Consider the following 18,143-nt stretch of genomic DNA (forward strand, 5'->3'; position numbering starts at 1 on the left):
AAGGCTTCTTATAATGTGCTGATTCTGTGAGAGAAAGGGAAAGGAAACCCTAAAAATCTTTTTTTGCCTTGCCTTAAAGTCCACTTCAAGAATTATACTGGAACTACCATTTTTGATGGGAAAAGAAAGGAGCAATTCAATGAACAAATGGACAAAAGGACTTTTTCTGACAATGCTTTTTCTAACAGGATGTAGCAGTGATTCAATGAATGACGAGCCAGACATTGGTACAACAGAAACAAGTACTAGTGACACCATTACGCAACAAATGAGAGAAACAGGGATTGATGGAGAGGCCGATATTTTGATCGCCTACTTCACAAGACCAGAAAATTTAGAGCATGAACCAGCAGTCGAAGCAGTTTCTGGAAGTAGTTTTAATGTAATCGATGACACCTTAGTAGGAGATGTCCAGGTGATAGCAGAAATGATTGCTGAACAGACCGGCGGTGCGTTGTTCTCGATTCAAACAGAAGTAGGTTACCCTAACGTTTACGATGAACATACAGCTTTTGCGACTAGAGAGGTGGAAGAAGATGCCCGACCAACGTTGATGACTGACGTTGCCGAAATGACTGAAGTGGATGTTCTCTTTATCGGCTTTCCCGTTTGGTGGAACCGTGCCGCAAGAGCCGTTTTAACATTTCTTGAAACCTATGATCTTACGGATAAACAAATCATTCCTTTTGCAACCCATGGGGGAAGTGGATTGAACAATAGTCAAAACGAACTTCAAACGTTGTATCCAGCGTATGACTTTCTTGAAGGCTTTGCAGCAAGAGCGGGAAGTGTTGAAGAGGCTGAACCGAATCTGTTGAATTGGCTCGATGAACTAGGATATTAGCAAAATTCAAGTTTAGTATAGCCGTTTCTCAATCGGCTACATGTTCATGATGTACCACAAATCGAAATAATCATAATATAATTATGGTAAACTAGTGCGGTTGATTTATGAATCATTTGGGATGAGTTGATGGATTAGAAGCAAGAGCTTCCACTTATTCCCGAGAAGAGTCAATTTTTCCAATTTATTCGTTCTAGGTTGACTACAATCGTGTTATTTAGGATAAGAAAGGTAGATCATGACCAAAGAGACGATTAATAGAATCACACCAATAACCGACAATGGCAATACAGGACCATTCCACGGACGTTTGTTCAGCAACGCACGCACTCTAAAGATGAATCCTGCAAGTCCGAGTAAAGCGATCGCTACACAAAATAAAAGAATTGATAAATTTAACATCATATTCCTCCAAATCATTGTATGAGGACTCATACCAAGATACTCATACATCCTACGCCAAAAGCCGTAAAAAACAAGCAGCTGACAAAACTGTTCGTTTAAGCGAACAGTTTTTACATGTTGTTGACGAATCTTTTTACAATTCTGCAATTTCCTACGCTTTTTTAGCTAGATTCGCTGGAACAGTGATTCTTTGTTATCATAAGACTTGAAAAGGAGACTGGAGAGGGAGGTTCTCTTTTGTTTCGAACACCTTGAATGCAAAAGAAAAAAATGAGGAGGAGATTTTGTGGAAATTCGGTTATTAAAATATTTCTACACGATTGCGGAGGAAGGGACGATTTCTCAAGCTGCAGAAGTGCTCCACATCACACAACCGACATTGAGTCGACAATTAAAAGAATTAGAAGACGAGTTAGGGACGGCACTATTCACTCGTGATAATCGTAAAATGGTTTTAACGGAAGCGGGGCGTTTTTTTAAAAGCCGTGCGGAAGAGATTTTGAGTTTGACAGACCAGACAATGCAAGCGTTTGAAGATCGTAAAAAACATTTATTTAGCGGTCACTTCACGATTGGTTGTGTGGAAGCAGATAATTCCGATACGCTTTCCTTGATGTTGGAAGAATTTATCAATGATTATCCGGATGTTCGCTTTCATATTCATAGTGGTACCGGAGATGATATCAGCGATCGTCTAGAGAAAGGCTTGTTGGATCTAGCGATCTTGATCGAACCGATTGAAATCGAGAAGTATGAAAAAATCGTTCTTCCACGAAAAGAAACATGGGGCTTTTTGACTTCGGCTGATTCTTTTCTTGCGCATAAAGAAGAAATTACACCCGAAGACATCAAAGGTGTGCCTTTATTGATCTCCAAGCGTCCAGAAGTACAGCAAATGTTCAGCCAATGGTCGAAGACACCAGTGGAAGAGTTGCCGATCGTGGGTACCTACAATTTAATATTCAATGTCTTTTCCTTAGTAGAAAACCATGTTGGTTCGGCACTGACTGTTAGTGGCGCTGTTGGTCAGCGAAGGAATGAGGCAATCAAGTTTCTGCCTTTAGTACCACAAATCGAGACCAGCTGTGTATTGGTTTGGAAAAAGAATCGTGTACTGTCTCCAGTCGTTATCGAGTTTATTCGACGATTTCGCGATTCCTTTCAATAATCTCAGTGTAAACATCAAAAGAAGCGGTGATATCCGCTTCTTTTTTGTATATCGAAACCAGCTATGCTTTGTAAGCATAAGGTCTTGTGTGAAAAAGCATTAGCCAATCCAACTCGATTGGCTTACCATTAAATCTATCAGGAAACAAAGAGTAGGAGGTGACACAATGGCGGCAATACTTGTTTGTTCACGAGCTGGTGAAAATCTGATTGAGGGACAGCTCAAAAAACTGGGCATAGGAAATACGCAGATTCTAGCAGAGAAGCTGTCAGAGCAGCTGCAATGCCCCCTTTATACTCTTGACCCTGTGGAACCTTATCCTGAAAGTTATCGGGCGATGGTCGAACATGCAAAAAAAGAAAAAGCTGCTAATGATTTTCCCCGCTATCAAACAGTACCGTCTGCGTTTTTTAAAGAACGGATACTATTTGTTGGATTTCCCAACTGGTGGGGGACCTATCCGATGATCGTGGCGAGTTTTTTAAAAGACCATCATTTCGATGGGAAGATTATTTTTCCCTTTTGTACTCATGAAGGCTCAGGATTCGGCAATAGCCTAGAAGACTTTAAAAAAACTTGTCCTGAAGCCCTCATTTATCCTGGATTAGCCATCCGTGGTTCACGAGTGAATAAGGCGGATACTGCCATTCAAAATTGGGTGAGCCAGCATTTTATCACAATAGAAGAAGGAGTCGATCGATATGGTAAAGAAACAAACTGCAGGAAGAGATAATCTAGGGACATTTGCGCCGAAATTTGCGCAATTAAATGATGATGTGTTATTTGGTGAAGTTTGGTCACGTGAGGAAGAATTGGCTCCTCATACAAGAAGTTTATTAACGATATCTGCCTTGATTTCGGGTGGCAATTTTGAACAATTGACTGCCCATCTGACGATTGGCAAGGAAAACGGGATCACTGTAGAGGAAATTGCAGAAGTAATCACTCATCTGGCTTTCTATGTTGGCTGGCCCAAGGCTTGGTCTGCTTTTAACATCGCCAAAACGGTTTATCAAGAAGAGCTAGCTGAATTGGAGGAAAAATAAATGTCAGAACTCGATGCAGCAAAAGAAGCTGGAATCTTTTCATTAGGGAACACAAATGACGCCTATGCACAATATTTTAGCGGTCAGAGTTACTTGAATCCTTTAGTAGCTGATCCAGCGATTCCAGTCAACGTTGGCAATGTGACTTTTGAACCAGGTTGCCGCAACAATTGGCATCGGCATATTGATGGTGGGTATCAATTGTTGTTGGTGACTTCAGGAGAAGGCTGGTACCAAGAAGCAGGAAAGAAACCGCAAAAACTTACTGTTGGTGATGTCGTAGTCATCAAGGAAGGGGTCAAACATTGGCATGGTGCAGCAAAAAATAGTTGGTTTGCCCATGTAGCGATTACTGCTGGTGCTTCAGAATGGTTAGAAGCAGTCAGTGATGAAGAATACGATCAATTGCTCGATGCATAAGCGATGATAAGGCAGCCGTACTGGAAGGCGTGTAACAAATCTTATGGGATCTCACCTGACTGGGGCAGCCAATAGTGTGGCGAGTCAAAAGAGATCGAAGTGATCAATGTGATCAATGTGAATGAATGTACGGTCGAGCCGATGATTCAACCTTTGTAAATAGGAGAGAAAAAAGAAGCGTCCACTTGCACAGCTAACGTGCGAATGGACGCTTCTTTTTGTTTAGCCAAGATAAAATTCAATCAACGTTTTTGCAATTAGTTTTGTCATGGGATGACCTTTAGTAAAGCTTGATGCTAAATAGATCGTCCTTGATAAGGGGAAATCTGCTAGTTCACGTAAAACGAAAGGTGCCTCATCTTCATAGCCCCAAGTAATTTTAGGAAAGAACGTGATTCCTAGTCCTTGATTGATAAGGGAGCGCAACGTCGCCGGATCGTCCGTCGTTGAACCGATAGCCAAACTGATTTTTTTTGCTTCAAAAGCTTCGTCGATGGTTCTACGCAGCGGGCTGTTTTCAACCAGCATCAGCAAAGGCACGTGTTGGATATCGGCAACTTGCAAGTCTTTTTTTTCTGCCAAGGGATGCTTTTTGGGGATCGCCAGTAAGATGGGTTCCGTGAATATTGGCAGATTGGTCAAGCCGTTCTTTGGCTCAGAGGTAATGTAGAAGGCTTGTTCTTTGTTGGTCTCCTTACTGCCGTGCTGCTTGATCGAAAGTTGGATCTCAGGGTGCTTTTCAACGAATGTCGCCACCAAGTTGGGCAAGGAAACAGAAGCGACTTCAGAGTAAATCGTCACTGCAGGGACCATTTCTCCATTTAAGGCTTGGATCGCACTTATTCCTTCGTCGAAACGTGCTAACGTCTCAACGACATAGGGATAAAATTCTTCAGCATACATCGTCAACTCGATATGCCGACCGGCATGATAGAACAAAGGAACGCCTAGTTCACTTTCTAGGTGTTTCATGGCACGGCTCAAGGCAGGTTGTGAGATGTATAATTCTTGTGCAGATTGGGTAATATTTTTCGATTCGGCTACTTTTTTAAAGTAGCGTAAATGATCAAGGTTCATCAGATACTCCTCTTTCCATACCTTTTGGTTATGGATATTCACGAAACTGGTATTTTTTATTATAACAAACTTCCGTTATTATGACACAGGAAAGAGAAATTGTTTAGGAGGTGTTTCATGAGTACAGGTTTCTTATACCCAGGACAAGGCAGTCAGACCAGCAAGATGCTTGAGGACGTGCCTGCCAGTTATTTCCATCGGCTAGAACAGGCGACAGGCTTTGATTTACACCCTGTATCGGGGGATCTCAAACAAGATACCGTCTCTATTCAGTTGGCGCTTTTAGTAAAAGCGGCTTTTTACACGGACCAGATGAAAGCATCTGGTGTGCAACCTCAGCTTGTGGCGGGGCATTCGATTGGCGCTTTTTCCGCTGCGTTAGCTTGTGAAAGCTTGAGTTTCGAAAATGCCGCTAGCTTGGTCTATCATCGGGCGACATTGATGAAAGAAGCCTATCCGACTGATTATGCCATGGGGGTACTGGTTGGTGTAACGAGAAGTGAAGCAGAAGCGCTCGTGGCAAAAACATTTGATCCTGCTGCTCCCGTCTATTTATCAAATGAAAATTGCCCCATGCAGCATACGATCTCTGGTCATATCAAAGGCTTGCGCAAGACGCTAGCTCAAGCGAAAGATTATCATGCGCAAACCGCCAAACTTTTAGCAGTGCCTGTCCCGTCCCATTGTGTGTTGATGGCAGAACCCGTGAAACGGTTTGCGCCATTTATGAACACGGTATTCCTTGATGTGCCTATCTGTCCCTACCTCAAAAATACGGATGGTCGGATGACCATGAACCCTGAAGAGATCCGCCGTGATTTGCTGCAAAATATTGCTTATCCGGTGCAGTGGAACAAGATCATGGATGTTGCCTACGAAGCAGGACTTGATTTGGCTCTTGAATTTCCTCCTGGCAATACCCTAACAAAACTGATCCAAGTAAAATTTGGTGAAAACAATGCGATCCGTGTGATCAATTTGGATCAACATGGCTTGGATGATGCTTTATTCCTATATCAAAAATGGAGATGAATAGAATGGAAAAACCTGCAAGAAACTGGGCAAGTAAACGTGAAAAGAAGGCCCAAACCATGAAAAAAATCGAGCATCTTCTCGATGGAAAATATGTCCCAACGGAAGCGATCATTGAAGTCTTAGAACAGTTGATCCGTCCGGGAGACAAAGTGGTCCTTGAAGGCGACAATCAAAAACAAGCAAGCTTCCTATCAAAAAGCTTAGAACAAGTCGATGCTCAAAAAGTCAATAATTTGCATATGATCATGTCGAGTATCTCCCGTCCAGAACATTTGACGATATTTGAAAAAGGCATTGCAGCGAAAATCGATTTTTCTTATGCAGGCGCACAAAGTACGCGCGTTGCCCAAATGATTGAAGACAAAACTATGAAATTAGGGGACATTCATACGTATTTGGAATTATATGGGCGCTTATTTATCGACTTGATTCCGAATGTGGTCCTTGTGGCGGCGGACAAATCCGATCGTCAAGGAAATCTTTATACAGGTTACAATACGGAAGAAACGCCAACGATCGTCGAAGCAGCAGCCTTTAAAGATGGGATTGTGATCGTCCAAGTTAATGAAGTGGTCGATCGTTTGCCGCGGGTCGACATTCCCAGCGATTGGATCGATGTCGTCGTGGTAGCAGACCAACCGTATCAATTAGAAGCCCTCTTTACGAGAGATCCGCAAAACATTACGGAATTACAAATTTTGATGGCGATGATGGCATTAAAAGGAATCTATGCAGAACATGAAGTACAATCGTTGAATCATGGGATCGGTTTTAACACCGCTGCGATCGAGTTACTTTTACCAACCTATGGAGAAACGCTTGGAATCAAAGGAAAAGTAGCGAAAAACTGGGTCTTGAATCCTCATCCAACGATGATTCCAGCTATCGAATCTGGTTGGGTCGAAAGCATCCACAGTTTTGGTGGGGAAGTTGGTATGGAAAAATATATTGCCGCTCGACCCGATGTGTTCTTTGTCGGAAAAGACGGCACGATGCGCAGCAATCGAGCATTATCACAAACTGCAGGTCAATATGCCATCGATATGTTTATCGGTTCGACCTTACAACTAGATTATCAAGGAAATTCTTCTACAGTGACGAAAGGCCGCTTATCTGGGTTTGGTGGTGCACCAAATATGGGGCATAATCCGGGGGGCCGTCGGCATTCGACTCCAGCTTGGCAATCCTTACGGGATGAAACAGATCCTTTAGCAAAAGGACAAAAATTAGTCGTTCAAATGGTTGAAACGTATGGGTCCAATAAAAAACCTGTTTTTGTAGAAACGTTAGATGCGTTGGCTGTCCAAAAGCAAGCTGGTTTAGCCAATGCCCCAATTATGATCTATAGCGAAGATACGACGCATATCGTGACAGAAGAAGGCATCGCTTATCTTTATAAAGCAAATTCAAAAGAGGAAAAACAAGCAGCCATCGCAGCCATCGGTGGTGTAACCCCACTAGGAATGACCAGCACAAAAGCTTCTCTGGATGCCTTGCGCAAAGCGGGGATCGTGAAATTACCAGAAGACTTAGGGATCAAACGCAGTGATGCCAAACGATCATTGCTAGCAGCTCAAACCGTTGATGATTTGATCGAATGGTCCGATGGGTTGTACGAACCGCCAATGAAATTCAGAACGTGGTCTTAATAAGAGCAAGAGGAGAGAAGAAGAGATGGAAAAATTAGCTTATACGTATCAAACAACGAAACCAGTCACCAAAAAAGTCCATGTTGGCGTGGTTGGTTCTGGTGACTTGGAAATTTTGCTTTTTCCAACAGACAAACAAGAAACCACCGTTTCAGTTTGTACAGGAAGTGACGGCTTTGGCGATGTGTGGCAAAATGTCTTGACGCGTTTTTTTGAGCGCTATCCAATCAGTGCGCAAATAGTGATCAACGACTTTGGCGCCACTCCCGGTGTGGTTTACCTACGATTAACCCAAGCAATGGAGGAACTAGCAGATGAAGAATAGTTTTGTAGAATTAAATGCCCGAGAACGGGTGCACGCCTTATTGGATGCCAAGAGCGGTCGTGAATTGATCGATCCATTCGACCAAATGATCGCACCCAATCTGGTGGCTCAAGACATCGTGCCACAAAGCGATGATGGGATCGTTGTTTGCCGTGGAACGATTTCTGGAGAAAACGTGGTCGTGATCGCTATGGAAGGAAAATTCCAAGGTGGCGGGATCGGTGAAGTTTCTGGTGCTAAAATCATCGCTGCATTGACGCATGTGTTGGAAGAAAACCAAAAGGGCAATCCGATCACACCGATCATCATCCTCGATACTGGTGGCGTACGCCTCCAAGAAGCCAATTACGGCTTATTGTCGATCGCAGAAATCGGCAATTTGATCGTTGCAATAAAATCGTATGTGCCAGTGATTGGCTTAGTGCCAGGTCGGGTGGGTTCTTTTGGCGGTATGTCCATTACCTCAGCACTTATGAGCTACTTGATAGCGACGAAGAAAGCCCGTATCGGTTTGAACGGTCCTGAAGTCATCGAACAAGAAGCTGGCGTGAGAGAATTTGATTCCAGTGATAAAGATTTGATTTGGAATACCATTGGCGCCAAACAACGTTTGGAAGCACAAATGATCGATGAACTAGTGACTGACAGTGTCGAATCGATCCAAGAAGCTGTGATTGCGGCGATGGTTGAAAAGAAAGACAGTCATCGCAGCGAAAAAAGTGGTTTTTATCTTTCTCTTTTAAACGAACTTGATCTATCAAAGCCGCTGACTATCGAGGCATACAATAAGGCTCTTGCAACGCATAAAGCAACTGAAGTGGCACCTATTACTGTAACAGAAGGCCAAGAAGCTGCTGCTGACAGTATCGGTTATCATTGGTTTTCAGCATTGACGAATCTGCAGTTCCCAACCTCAACTAGTGCAACAGTCTATGCAGCTGCATCTGACCTTTTTACTGAAGAAGTCGTTGTTACAGCGATCGTGCCAAACGCAAATAATCCGATGTATCGGGTACGCAATGGAGAAGTTGGTTTAGTCGAAGGGTACGAGATGGGCCATCTGTTAGAAACTGTTTATCACGAAGACAAAGATAAAGCAATCAAACGGCCAATCGTTGCGGTCATCGATGTCCCTAGCCAAGCGTATGGCTACAATGAAGAATTGATTGGTATTCATGCAGCTTTAGCAAATAGTGCGGCAGCTTATGCCAAACTACGCCAAGCGGGTCATCCAGTGATCGGTTTTATCGCTGGTAATGCGATCTCTGGGGCTTTCTTAGCGCATGGCTTGCAATCAAGTCGTCTGATCGCATTAAATAGTGAAAAGATCACTGTTCAAGCAATGTCAAAAGAAAGTGCAAGTCGAGTCACCAAACGGTCGATTGCAGCGATTGAAGCCGCGGCGGAAAAAGTACCAAGTATTGCTTATGATATCAAAAATTATACGAAACTTGGGGCAATCTTCACTTTCTTATCCTCCATTACGGATCAGTCTGTCACCTCTGAAAGCAAAGCGACTGTAATTGAAGCGATCAATGAGGCGATTGATGATGTGCGTAAAACGAATGACACGATGTTGACCAGTCGCTACACCAATCCGATCGCTAAAAAGAGCGGCCGGCTGGAAACGAATAACGTATTTGAAAAAATGAATGCAGAATGGAATGAGTAACGAATGAACCGTGCCCACGATATCGTTCAATTAGATAAAGAAGTTCTTGATATGATTGATATTCCCAAATGGTTTTCTGAAAAAGAACAGCTTTTTGCGACCGTCCGTCGTGGGAAACCCCGTAACCCCAGCTATTTACCAGTGGGGTTGCGCGGGGAAAAGCGGCAAGAACGGTTTGCCTTTGAGGCACCCTGCAACATGATCAAACGAACGATCCATCCTTGGGAATTGATCACTCGTGAGAGCTTTCGATTCAATGAAGTAGCCAATTATCCAGTTTACCGCAACTATCAACAAGCACGGCTTTTATTGAAGCACTATTCTTGGGGAATCGGTGGCAGCTTGGGTTTTGAATTGGCTGCAAAACAGGCAGCAATCAAGCCGACCAGTGATTTAGATCTGTTGCTTTATGCCGACACGAAAGAAAAGCTGCCACTGGAACTATTGGAAAAGCAGGCAGCCTTTTTTCAACAGATCGATGTTCAAGTTATCACAAAACAAGGCGGGTTTGCCTTAAAGGAGTATTTGGAACATCCATCAAAAAAAATCTTAGTAAAAACAGACGAAGGGCCAAAACTCACCACTGAGATTTGGTAATTATTAGAAAAGTGAGCGAAAACATGTTTGAGAACAACGATTTAAAAATCAACATCAGTGATTTCCAAAAAGTATTTGCCGTGACAGCAGTAATGATGCAAACGATTTTGACTTTTGCCTTATCCAATACCCAAGATGAAAAGACTGCAGCATTCATCGGTACCTTTTATGTCTTGGTGAAATTTACCGCACCCCTGTTTATTTTTGCTATTGTTTATAACATGGTTAAGACTAGTCAACATCTGTCTTATCTAGAATTTTTGAAAGAAAAGTTTTTTGAACTTGTCGTGCCATATGTGCTTTGGACGACGGCTTATTTATGGCTGTTTCCCGCTGTCCAACAAGGAAAACCTTATACTGACACAGCAACGTTTTTACTGAAATATGTGACGGGGGATGCGGCGCCACACTTATGGTATACGATCATGATGCTGCAGATCCAATTGTTGATGCCGTTTTTTGTCTGGTTAGGCTACAAAGTGTTGACGAAGAAAAAAGCTGTTTGGCCAGTATTGATCGTCGCAACTGCTTTGTATGTCGTTTGGTATGTATTTTATGATCGCCAAGTTTTTGAAGGACCGCATCATGAAAGCTGGTATTTATTGGATCGGTTTGTCTTTAGCTTTGTGATCTACGGGATCTATGGCGAAGCCGCTTTGATTTATCACGAAACCGTTTATCGCTTCCTATACAAGATTCGCTACGCTTTCTTGCCAGTGGGCTTAGCATTAGGGTTATTATCTGCCAATCATCTGCTACATTATGCAGGTGATCTAAGTTTCGCTCATGCACCGTATTTAAATACATTGCAAAGCTTATATAGCTTAGTATTGATTTTTGCAGTCTTTATGTTTGGATCAACCATGATCAAAAACAATGCCCCACAGTTAGGGACGTTTAAGTGGCTGTCTACTTATGCGTATCGAACCTATCTTGCCAATGTTTTTGTCTTTCAAGTCTTGTTGCTATGCTTCAAAGATTTGTTGCTGCAACTGCCAATGGGCATCATGATCATCGTCGCTTATTTGGCAACTGCCAGCTGTGGTTTTTTAACAAGCTATGTTTTGCATGTTTTATGGGTAACGATCAAAGGTCAAATCAAAAACTAGAGGAGGAGTTGGATGTTTGCATTAGCTGTAGAAGAAAATTGTCGACGACTCGCCCAATTGGTAGAAGAAGCCTTGATTGCAGAAGTGACATTGTCCCCAAAACCTGGGTTAGTGGATGCCATTGATTCAGGTGCCCATCACGATATGGATCAAGCACTCTTTCTACGATCAGCTCGAGCATTGACGCCATACTTTGAAGAAATGGCCTTGGTGTCTTGGGGAAGCAGCATGTCTCAAGAGTTGCGGGAAGCAATCGCTGCAATCGGTCGGAAGGCAGAACAGGCGATGTTGGCAGCCACTGGTGGCATCAACACTCATAAAGGGGCCATCTGGGCACTAGGCTTGCTCATCAGCGCCGTCAGTAGCCAACTTAGTCGCAAACAACGGATTTTTTTACCAGAAGTCTTTTCTGACATCCAGCTTCTCACTGCATTTCCTGATCGTGCGCTGATTCAACAAACAGAAAGTCATGGCAAAACTGTTCAAGCCAAATATGGACATCTCGGTGCGTATGGGGAAGCTGCTGCTGGGTTCCCTCATGTTCAAATCGCTCTAGCAGATTATTTTTCTCGGGATTGTTCCAATGAGACCAAAAAAAGGCTCCACATGCTGTTGGCGATCATCGCTACGCTGGACGATACGTGTATTTTATACCGCAGCAATCAAGAGGTACTGGCACTGGTTCAGCAACTCGCACAAAAAGCCAATCAGCAAGCGTTGCCGAACCCAGCATTTCATGCACTAGCAGCCTTCTGCCAGTCAGAAAATGTGTCTCCAGGCGGCAGTGCTGATCTGTTGGCTGCCAGCTTCTTTTTATTGTCCATCAACTCGGTTTTACCCGTAAACGAAGGAAAGACCGTTTACCAATAACTCTTTTCCTTAGAAGAAAGGCAACGATTCTTCTAAGGATTTTTTGTTTCATTTTTTCGCTCGACTAAGAAAAATAAAATCTCTTGCTATTTGCATAGTTTAATGATTAGATAATTCTTAGGCACTACTGAAATGCTTCGTTGCTCCATTGCAACGAATAAAGGAGTTACAGATGAAATACTATAATGCTTTTCTTCAAAATCTTGTGTTGCGGCGCTGGACGGTCCTGTTTATGCTTGCGGGCATTCTTTTTTTGTTTCGCAGTCTGATGACCATTCTTTTGCTGACCTTTATCTTTACGTATCTGATTTATCGGCTGGTTCTTTTGCTCCATCGAAAAAGCCATCTGCCCATCAAGCTTACGAGCATCCTGACCTACAGCTTGATTGTTTTTATTCTTTATTTAGTAGCAACAAATTATGTACCCATCATCATCAAACAATCCGTCCAATTAGTCAATTCCGTTGCTGATTTCTACCAACGGACAGACTCCAATAATGAATTGATCGAATATGTCTTGAATTTATTGCAGACCAGCGAATACATCCAGAAATTACAAAGCGGCGTTCTAGTCGTGATCAATTATCTGTATAATTTCGGTGAGTTGGCGTTGACTGTGCTGATCTCCTTTCTGCTTAGCTTCTTCTTTATGATCGATAACAAAAAGACCGTTGCGTTTTCTCGGCTGTTTTTGCAAGGGCGAGGGGCGTGGTTCTTTGAAGATGTTTACTATTTAGGAGCTAAGTTTACGCGGGCTTTCGGAAATGTGATCGAGACGCAGTTGGTGATCGCCTTAGTCAATACAGCGATCACTGTTTTCGCCTTAGCGGTGATGGGCTTTCCGCAGCTGTTGAGTTTGGCGTTGATGATTTTCTTTCTCAGCTTGATTCCTGTTGCTGGTGTGATCATCTCGTGTATTCCATTGACGTTTATTGCCTATTCTATCGGCGGATTTAATGACGTGATCTACATTCTATTGATCATAGTGTTTGTTCATGCGTTGGAATCCTATATCTTAAATCCGCGCTTGATGGCTAATAAAACAGAGATCCCGATGTTTTACACGTTTATTCTCCTGTATCTTAGCGAACATCTCTTTGGCTTGTGGGGCTTGATCATCGGGATCCCATTGTTCACTTTCTTTTTAGATTTAATGAATGTGAAAGAGATTCCGCGATTGCGTAAAAAATCCGATGACACCTTGCAGGACCAATAAAAATGATTGCTATAAAGGATGGCAATTGATAGAAAAAACCATCTCTGCCGATGAAAGGCGAGATGGCTTTTTTATTTCGCAGCAATTTTTTTCGTAAAGGAGACAAAGCAGATTGCTGAAGAGGGGCTTTGAAACATCCCTGTTGCTGAATACCCTAACGAGTGATAAAAGTGAACCAGCTTAGGTTCTTGCAGGATCGTATTCAAACGAATCGTATCTGTTTGTACGTTCCTTTCAATCAAGATCATTGCTTGTCTACCAATCCCGCGGTTCTCGTAGGAGGGAAGAAGGGCGATGGAAGATAGCTTCGTCGTATGTTCCTGCTCAACCGTCAGTTTTATAAAGCCCACGGTTTTCTGAGCGGTCATGATTAAATAATAAGTGGTATTCGACGCAGAAAACTTTGCGTTTAGCTTCTCGAAACTTTGTAAATAGGGAGAAGTTTCTTTGTCTTGATACCGGAGAAAGAGGGATTTGAAGGCCGCTTTTTGTATCAAGTAGATTGAAAGCAGATCGGAAAGCTTCGCTTCTTTAAGCTGAATGAGCATGCACACCTCCATAAAAAATCAGACATCATTTATTGAAAGACATTGATTCGGCTTAGCAGATCCTGATGGAAAAGCCATCGATTAGCAGTCTTTCATTGGCTCGTTTCTGTTTTGATCCTTCCCTCAACCACAGGTTCACAAACGAAGAGATCCGCTGGGGTTCGTGCCGTCGTTGTTTTATTGAAAAAGATCATTTATCGATGTCACTAAGTCGTCATAGGTTTGACCGGTAGCGATTGCATAAACGGAAAGCAAAAAGACGAGTGCTGCTGCCAACACGTAAAAAATACGGAGGCGATAGCCGTCACCTGTCCGACGATTTTTTACAAAAGTAAAAACCGTCACAGCTAGATAAGCGAAGGTCAATAAACAAATAAGATACGTTATAATTTCTGGAGTCATAAGCGTTTTCCTTTCTTTTTTTATTTGTATAAAAATATACTCAATAAATATAATATAACCATTTCAATAGCGTCAAAGAAAGCGCTCAATTTTTGACAAAAAAACTGACCGAGTGGCAACCACTGGTCAGTTCTATTCAAAAACGATGGGGCATGATCTTAATTGTCTTTTTTTTCCGCATCTAGTAAGCTTCTTAGTTCATCAGCTAAAGCGATAAAGGCAATACTATCCGTTAAGGACATCAGGGGATTTTCGAGTTGTCCTTGTGCAAGAGCGGTATGAACTGCTTGAATCTCCGAATGGAAATCATCGATCTCATACCCAATATCATAGACCGTGTCTTCTTGGTCAATCGTCACGGTAAAAGAAGCGGGGCGATGGAAGTTGGGGATCGTGATTTTCCCTTTTGTTCCTTGTAACTCCGCCACCGTCTCTTTTGTTTGGTCAAATCCAGTCTCAATCACTGCAACAAAGTCTTCACTGACAAAGCGTGCTTCAACATAGGTATCAACCCCAGTTTCATACAGGCTGTAATCGATCATTTCGGCAGTTAAATTTTCTGGTGAAAAATCTTGGATAAAGGCTAAGTTATAGATCCCCATATCCAGTAAAGCACCCCCTTGTTTTGGCAGATAATGGTAAGAACTGCCTTCGACTGGTAAATGGCGGCGAAAAGTAGTCGTGACACTTGTTAGCTCACCGATATGACCACCATCCACAAGTTCTTTTAGTTTGCGATACGCTGGGGTGAAGCGTGGCTTCATGGCTTCCATAAAGAAGACTTCGTGTGCTTGAGCTTGTTTTTGTACATCGCGCATTTCTTGTGCAGTCAAGGTTGCTGGTTTTTCACATAAAACAGCTTTTTTCGCTTGAAAGGCTTTGATGATCCATTCATAGTGATACAAATGTGGCAAAGCAATATAAACGACATCGATAGTTGGATCATCTAATAGGTTTTGGTAGTCATCAAAGACGGCATCACACGGAAATTTTGCTTGAAACGCTCGCGCTTTTTCCATCGTACGACAAGCAACCCCATAAAGCTGGGCGTCTTGAAAATTTTCTAAACTTGCAGCAAAGCGATTGGCGATATTTCCGGCACCAATAATTCCCCAATTGATCATTTCATTTCCCTCTTTTCTTCAGTTGACGGGTATTCTGAGAGAATCCCTGATTCCAAAACAGTTTGTTTTTTTCTTAACTCGACAATATTTTTTTGGTATTCTTTGGCATACAGCAATGCAAACAGTGAATCTAAAATATACTCAAAGGCGACCTGTGAAGAAAAGGTGCCGACTTTGAGAAAATCACGTTCATCATGAGAAGCGATGATCGCATGGGTCGCTAATGGGATGATTTTCGCATGGGCGTTGCCAGAAATCACGATCACTGGTACCCCGACATCACGAAAGTGCTGCATGATTTTTTCGTATTGCGTATTTTTCCCACGGTAGGTAATAAACACGGCACAATCATTTTGCGTGACGTTCGATGCATTCCACGCATCATCCCCATATTCATCAGCAACGATCAGATACTTATTGATTTTGACCAACTTATTTTGAAAACTTCTTGCCCGGATCTGAGAATCGCCGCGAGCAAATAAGAAAATCCGTTGCGCAGCTTCCAACGATTGCACCACTGCTTCCATCATTTCTGGAGCGACCTGAGCATGGGTTTTGTGGATCGAGTTGATCGTTAGATCGGCCATTTTTTTCAAAATGTCAGGTGTTTGATCCTTAGACGAAAAGGGAAAATTCGCGTCAACAAAGGTTGGGTTGAACATCTGATTATGGGCAATTTCAGCCAGACCTAAGCGAAAACTTTTAAATCCTTCATACCCCATCTTTTTGGCTAGACGAATGACGGAAGAGTGGGATGTGTATGTATGCTTAGCGATGACTTCAATCGTCAACGAAGGCACATCATTGATATTTTGCAAAATATAATCGGCAATCCGTTTCTCCGTATTGGTCAATCCTTCTTGAAGCCGTAATTTATCTCCTAATAACATCAAACCACCTCTTTCTAATCATAGCCTAGGACAAAGAAAACCAAAAGCAAAAACTGTACCTTTTTGGCAATTTGGTAAAAATGTTCAGAACCACTGAGCAGTGTGCGAAAAAGTCTGGTCAAAAGAACCTGTTTTTGGCAAAAGACTTCTCATTTCGAAGGATATCAGCAATAATCAAGCTATCAATTCATAGGAGGCGTCACAATGTTAACTATCGCATATCTCGGAAACGGAAAAAGCACCAATCGCTACCATCTGCCTTTTTCAACCAAGCTACAGGATAAGATCAAAGTAAAGACGATCTATTCACCAAGCGGCAAGCTGACCTGGCCAACACTAGAAGGCGTTCATTACACCTCTGACTTAGAGGATATCTACCGTGATCCTGAAATTCAATTAGTTGTGGTCACGACCCCCAGTCATTTGCATTATGAATTAGGCAAGGATGTCTTGCTCCATGGGAAAAATGTCTTGATCGAAAAACCTTTTACGGAAACTTCGGCACAAGCAAAGGAATTGTTCGCACTGGCGCAAGAGAAAGGCTTGTTTGTGCAATGCTATCAAAATCGCCGCTTTGATTCCGATTTTTTGACCACGCAAAAAGTGATCGAAAGCGGCGTGCTCGGGGATCTCTTAGAAGTAGAGATGCATTATGATTATTTTCGTCCAGAGATTCCACGGTCAGTGACCGAATTTTCATTGAATACTAGCTACTTGTACGGACACGCTTGTCATACACTGGACCAAGTGATCTCCTATTTTGGACAGCCAGACGATGTCCATTATGAGGTTCGGCAATTGCTTGGAAAAAATCGCATGAATGATTACTTCGATTTGGATCTGTTTTATGGTCGAATGAAAGTCTCAGTCAAATCTAGTTACTTCCGATTAAAAGAGCGGCCTAGTTTTGTCGTTTATGGCGAAAACGGCGTTTTTGTAAAACAAACCAAGGATCGACAAGAAGAGCATCTAAAACAGTTTTATCTCCCAGATCATGCCGATTTTGGGATCGATTTGCCAGAGCACTATGGCACACTAACTTATATGGATGCTAACGGGAACTACCATGAAGAAAAAGTCATCTCTGAAATTGGTGATTATAGCCGTGTGTATGAGGGCGTCTATGAAACGATCATCCATGGCAAAGAGAAAATCGTGAAAGACGAAGAAACGATTTTACAAATCGAAATGCTAGAAACAGGCATCAATCAAGTGATTACTGAGTCATAAGGCAGGGTGATTATGGGGCTTTTGACAAACAAAGCGCCTGAAGGCATCAACTGACTCAACGTAAAGGAGTAGATCCGAATCGAACCTTCAGAAATCCTGCAAGAAGAACAGCAGCTGCAGTTTGCTCATTTTGACAATGACCTCGCATTGCGGTTGGTTATTGCCATCGATCAGTACGTTAAAAGGAACTACCCGAAGCCGGTAGGGATCAAAGTTGTTCATCAGGGCTTGCCGATCATTCGATTTTTAATGGCAGGGCGAAAAGAAAGCCCTTGGCTTGAAAGAAAAGAACGAACGGTACTAGAAAGCGGGCATAGTTCACTATACGTCTATGCGCAAAAAGATAGAGATATACAATTTGCTAAATGGGCACAAGACGAACATTATGCAATTTGTGGTGGTGGTTTTCCAATTATCGAAGACAGGAAAGTCACTGGTGCTATCTGTGTGTCAGGTTTGGCCCATTTAGAGGATCATAAAGTGATCACCGAAGTATTGAAACAAATGATTTAAGAA

At 42.6% G+C, this 18,143-nt stretch carries 21 protein-coding genes; 15 read left to right on the forward strand and 6 right to left on the reverse strand.

Features of this window, described 5'->3' with window-relative positions:
* Positions 1–139: 139 nt before the first annotated feature.
* A complete protein-coding gene (locus Q1X33_RS06990) occupies positions 140–844 on the forward strand; it encodes a flavodoxin (RefSeq protein WP_301969602.1) in 705 nt (234 codons plus the stop codon).
* A gap of 213 nt (positions 845–1,057) precedes the next feature.
* Here the strand turns inward: Q1X33_RS06990 and Q1X33_RS06995 are convergent, their stop codons facing one another.
* Complete coding sequence (locus tag Q1X33_RS06995) at positions 1,058–1,246, reverse strand: hypothetical protein (protein ID WP_034868570.1); 189 nt, start codon at positions 1,244–1,246, stop codon at positions 1,058–1,060.
* A gap of 289 nt (positions 1,247–1,535) precedes the next feature.
* Between Q1X33_RS06995 and Q1X33_RS07000 the strand changes: the two genes are divergently transcribed.
* From Q1X33_RS07000 to Q1X33_RS07015, 4 genes are all read left to right on the forward strand, one after another.
* Positions 1,536–2,417, forward strand: coding sequence for a LysR family transcriptional regulator (locus Q1X33_RS07000; protein WP_005226043.1), 882 nt, complete (start codon positions 1,536–1,538; stop codon positions 2,415–2,417).
* Between the two features lie 166 nt (positions 2,418–2,583).
* Positions 2,584–3,150, forward strand: a complete 567-nt coding sequence (locus tag Q1X33_RS07005) for a flavodoxin (RefSeq protein WP_005226044.1) — start codon at positions 2,584–2,586, stop codon at positions 3,148–3,150.
* A complete protein-coding gene (locus Q1X33_RS07010) occupies positions 3,119–3,463 on the forward strand; it encodes a carboxymuconolactone decarboxylase family protein (RefSeq protein WP_005226045.1) in 345 nt (114 codons plus the stop codon). Before Q1X33_RS07005 ends, Q1X33_RS07010 begins: the two co-directional genes overlap by 32 nt.
* The gene (locus Q1X33_RS07015) at positions 3,464–3,883 is read left to right on the forward strand and encodes a cupin domain-containing protein (RefSeq protein ID WP_005226046.1); all 420 of its coding nucleotides are present in this window, start codon (positions 3,464–3,466) and stop codon (positions 3,881–3,883) included. It abuts the gene before it with no gap.
* A gap of 222 nt (positions 3,884–4,105) precedes the next feature.
* Here the strand turns inward: Q1X33_RS07015 and Q1X33_RS07020 are convergent, their stop codons facing one another.
* Complete coding sequence (locus tag Q1X33_RS07020) at positions 4,106–4,960, reverse strand: LysR family transcriptional regulator (RefSeq protein ID WP_081117161.1); 855 nt, start codon at positions 4,958–4,960, stop codon at positions 4,106–4,108.
* 117 nt (positions 4,961–5,077) lie between these two features.
* Between Q1X33_RS07020 and Q1X33_RS07025 the strand changes: the two genes are divergently transcribed.
* The 8 genes from Q1X33_RS07025 (at position 5,078) to Q1X33_RS07060 (ending at position 13,433) form a co-directional block, all read left to right on the forward strand.
* Positions 5,078–5,992 carry an ACP S-malonyltransferase gene (locus tag Q1X33_RS07025; RefSeq protein ID WP_301969603.1) on the forward strand — a complete coding sequence of 305 codons (915 nt, stop codon included), beginning with the start codon at positions 5,078–5,080 and terminating at the stop codon, positions 5,990–5,992.
* A gap of 5 nt (positions 5,993–5,997) precedes the next feature.
* A complete protein-coding gene (gene mdcA / locus Q1X33_RS07030; RefSeq protein ID WP_034868574.1) occupies positions 5,998–7,644 on the forward strand; it encodes a malonate decarboxylase subunit alpha in 1,647 nt (548 codons plus the stop codon).
* 25 nt (positions 7,645–7,669) lie between these two features.
* Positions 7,670–7,969 carry a malonate decarboxylase subunit delta gene (locus tag Q1X33_RS07035; RefSeq protein ID WP_005226050.1) on the forward strand — a complete coding sequence of 100 codons (300 nt, stop codon included), beginning with the start codon at positions 7,670–7,672 and terminating at the stop codon, positions 7,967–7,969.
* Positions 7,959–9,641 (forward strand): biotin-independent malonate decarboxylase subunit beta, encoded by a 1,683-nt coding sequence (gene mdcD, locus Q1X33_RS07040; RefSeq protein ID WP_005226051.1) that lies wholly within the window; start codon positions 7,959–7,961, stop codon positions 9,639–9,641. The genes Q1X33_RS07035 and mdcD overlap by 11 nt, the downstream gene beginning before the upstream one ends.
* 3 nt (positions 9,642–9,644) lie before the next feature.
* Complete coding sequence (locus Q1X33_RS07045) at positions 9,645–10,238, forward strand: malonate decarboxylase holo-ACP synthase (protein WP_005231351.1); 594 nt, start codon at positions 9,645–9,647, stop codon at positions 10,236–10,238.
* Positions 10,239–10,261: 23 nt separating this feature from the next.
* Positions 10,262–11,347, forward strand: a complete 1,086-nt coding sequence (locus tag Q1X33_RS07050; protein WP_034868576.1) for an acyltransferase family protein — start codon at positions 10,262–10,264, stop codon at positions 11,345–11,347.
* 12 nt (positions 11,348–11,359) lie between these two features.
* Positions 11,360–12,217, forward strand: a complete 858-nt coding sequence (locus tag Q1X33_RS07055) for a triphosphoribosyl-dephospho-CoA synthase (RefSeq protein ID WP_005231353.1) — start codon at positions 11,360–11,362, stop codon at positions 12,215–12,217.
* A gap of 172 nt (positions 12,218–12,389) precedes the next feature.
* Complete coding sequence (locus tag Q1X33_RS07060) at positions 12,390–13,433, forward strand: AI-2E family transporter (RefSeq protein WP_005226055.1); 1,044 nt, start codon at positions 12,390–12,392, stop codon at positions 13,431–13,433.
* 71 nt (positions 13,434–13,504) lie between these two features.
* Here Q1X33_RS07060 and Q1X33_RS07065 read toward each other — a convergent pair whose 3' ends face one another.
* From Q1X33_RS07065 to Q1X33_RS07080, 4 genes are all read right to left on the reverse strand, one after another.
* Positions 13,505–13,981 carry a GNAT family N-acetyltransferase gene (locus Q1X33_RS07065; RefSeq protein WP_005226056.1) on the reverse strand — a complete coding sequence of 159 codons (477 nt, stop codon included), beginning with the start codon at positions 13,979–13,981 and terminating at the stop codon, positions 13,505–13,507.
* Between the two features lie 177 nt (positions 13,982–14,158).
* Positions 14,159–14,383 carry a hypothetical protein gene (locus Q1X33_RS07070; RefSeq protein ID WP_005226057.1) on the reverse strand — a complete coding sequence of 75 codons (225 nt, stop codon included), beginning with the start codon at positions 14,381–14,383 and terminating at the stop codon, positions 14,159–14,161.
* Between the two features lie 158 nt (positions 14,384–14,541).
* Positions 14,542–15,507, reverse strand: a complete 966-nt coding sequence (locus Q1X33_RS07075) for a Gfo/Idh/MocA family protein (protein WP_005226058.1) — start codon at positions 15,505–15,507, stop codon at positions 14,542–14,544.
* Entirely contained in the window at positions 15,504–16,397 is an 894-nt protein-coding gene (locus tag Q1X33_RS07080) for a MurR/RpiR family transcriptional regulator (RefSeq protein ID WP_005226059.1), read from the reverse strand. Before Q1X33_RS07080 ends, Q1X33_RS07075 begins: the two co-directional genes overlap by 4 nt.
* A gap of 204 nt (positions 16,398–16,601) precedes the next feature.
* Here Q1X33_RS07080 and Q1X33_RS07085 point away from each other — a divergent pair, with 204 nt between their 5' ends.
* Both Q1X33_RS07085 and Q1X33_RS07090 read left to right on the forward strand, forming a co-directional pair.
* Complete coding sequence (locus Q1X33_RS07085; RefSeq protein WP_005226060.1) at positions 16,602–17,627, forward strand: Gfo/Idh/MocA family oxidoreductase; 1,026 nt, start codon at positions 16,602–16,604, stop codon at positions 17,625–17,627.
* Positions 17,628–17,741: 114 nt separating this feature from the next.
* A complete protein-coding gene (locus Q1X33_RS07090; RefSeq protein WP_080542651.1) occupies positions 17,742–18,140 on the forward strand; it encodes a heme-binding protein in 399 nt (132 codons plus the stop codon).
* Positions 18,141–18,143 lie beyond the last annotated feature (3 nt).

It is taken from the genome of Enterococcus sp. B2E4, assembly GCF_030499455.1.
Taxonomy (GTDB): Bacteria; Bacillota; Bacilli; order Lactobacillales; family Enterococcaceae; genus Enterococcus_D; species Enterococcus_D casseliflavus.

Bases quoted from the DNA above. Each gene is read 5' to 3' on its own strand.
- mdcA (WP_034868574.1), top strand. From the start codon at position 5,998: ATGGAAAAACCTGCAAGAAACTGGGCAAGTAAACGTGAAAAGAAGGCC.
- Q1X33_RS07035 (WP_005226050.1), top strand. From the start codon at position 7,670: ATGGAAAAATTAGCTTATACGTATCAAACAACGAAACCAGTCACCAAA.
- Q1X33_RS06990 (WP_301969602.1), top strand. From the start codon at position 140: ATGAACAAATGGACAAAAGGACTTTTTCTGACAATGCTTTTTCTAACA.
- Q1X33_RS07010 (WP_005226045.1), top strand. From the start codon at position 3,119: ATGGTAAAGAAACAAACTGCAGGAAGAGATAATCTAGGGACATTTGCG.
- Q1X33_RS07085 (WP_005226060.1), top strand. From the start codon at position 16,602: ATGTTAACTATCGCATATCTCGGAAACGGAAAAAGCACCAATCGCTAC.
- Q1X33_RS07055 (WP_005231353.1), top strand. From the start codon at position 11,360: ATGTTTGCATTAGCTGTAGAAGAAAATTGTCGACGACTCGCCCAATTG.
- Q1X33_RS07065 (WP_005226056.1), bottom strand. From the start codon at position 13,981: ATGCTCATTCAGCTTAAAGAAGCGAAGCTTTCCGATCTGCTTTCAATC.
- Q1X33_RS07075 (WP_005226058.1), bottom strand. From the start codon at position 15,507: ATGATCAATTGGGGAATTATTGGTGCCGGAAATATCGCCAATCGCTTT.
- Q1X33_RS07080 (WP_005226059.1), bottom strand. From the start codon at position 16,397: ATGTTATTAGGAGATAAATTACGGCTTCAAGAAGGATTGACCAATACG.
- Q1X33_RS07025 (WP_301969603.1), top strand. From the start codon at position 5,078: ATGAGTACAGGTTTCTTATACCCAGGACAAGGCAGTCAGACCAGCAAG.
- Q1X33_RS07005 (WP_005226044.1), top strand. From the start codon at position 2,584: ATGGCGGCAATACTTGTTTGTTCACGAGCTGGTGAAAATCTGATTGAG.
- Q1X33_RS07060 (WP_005226055.1), top strand. From the start codon at position 12,390: ATGAAATACTATAATGCTTTTCTTCAAAATCTTGTGTTGCGGCGCTGG.
- Q1X33_RS07045 (WP_005231351.1), top strand. From the start codon at position 9,645: ATGAACCGTGCCCACGATATCGTTCAATTAGATAAAGAAGTTCTTGAT.
- Q1X33_RS07020 (WP_081117161.1), bottom strand. From the start codon at position 4,960: ATGAACCTTGATCATTTACGCTACTTTAAAAAAGTAGCCGAATCGAAA.
- mdcD (WP_005226051.1), top strand. From the start codon at position 7,959: ATGAAGAATAGTTTTGTAGAATTAAATGCCCGAGAACGGGTGCACGCC.
- Q1X33_RS07015 (WP_005226046.1), top strand. From the start codon at position 3,464: ATGTCAGAACTCGATGCAGCAAAAGAAGCTGGAATCTTTTCATTAGGG.
- Q1X33_RS07070 (WP_005226057.1), bottom strand. From the start codon at position 14,383: ATGACTCCAGAAATTATAACGTATCTTATTTGTTTATTGACCTTCGCT.
- Q1X33_RS07050 (WP_034868576.1), top strand. From the start codon at position 10,262: ATGTTTGAGAACAACGATTTAAAAATCAACATCAGTGATTTCCAAAAA.
- Q1X33_RS06995 (WP_034868570.1), bottom strand. From the start codon at position 1,246: ATGTTAAATTTATCAATTCTTTTATTTTGTGTAGCGATCGCTTTACTC.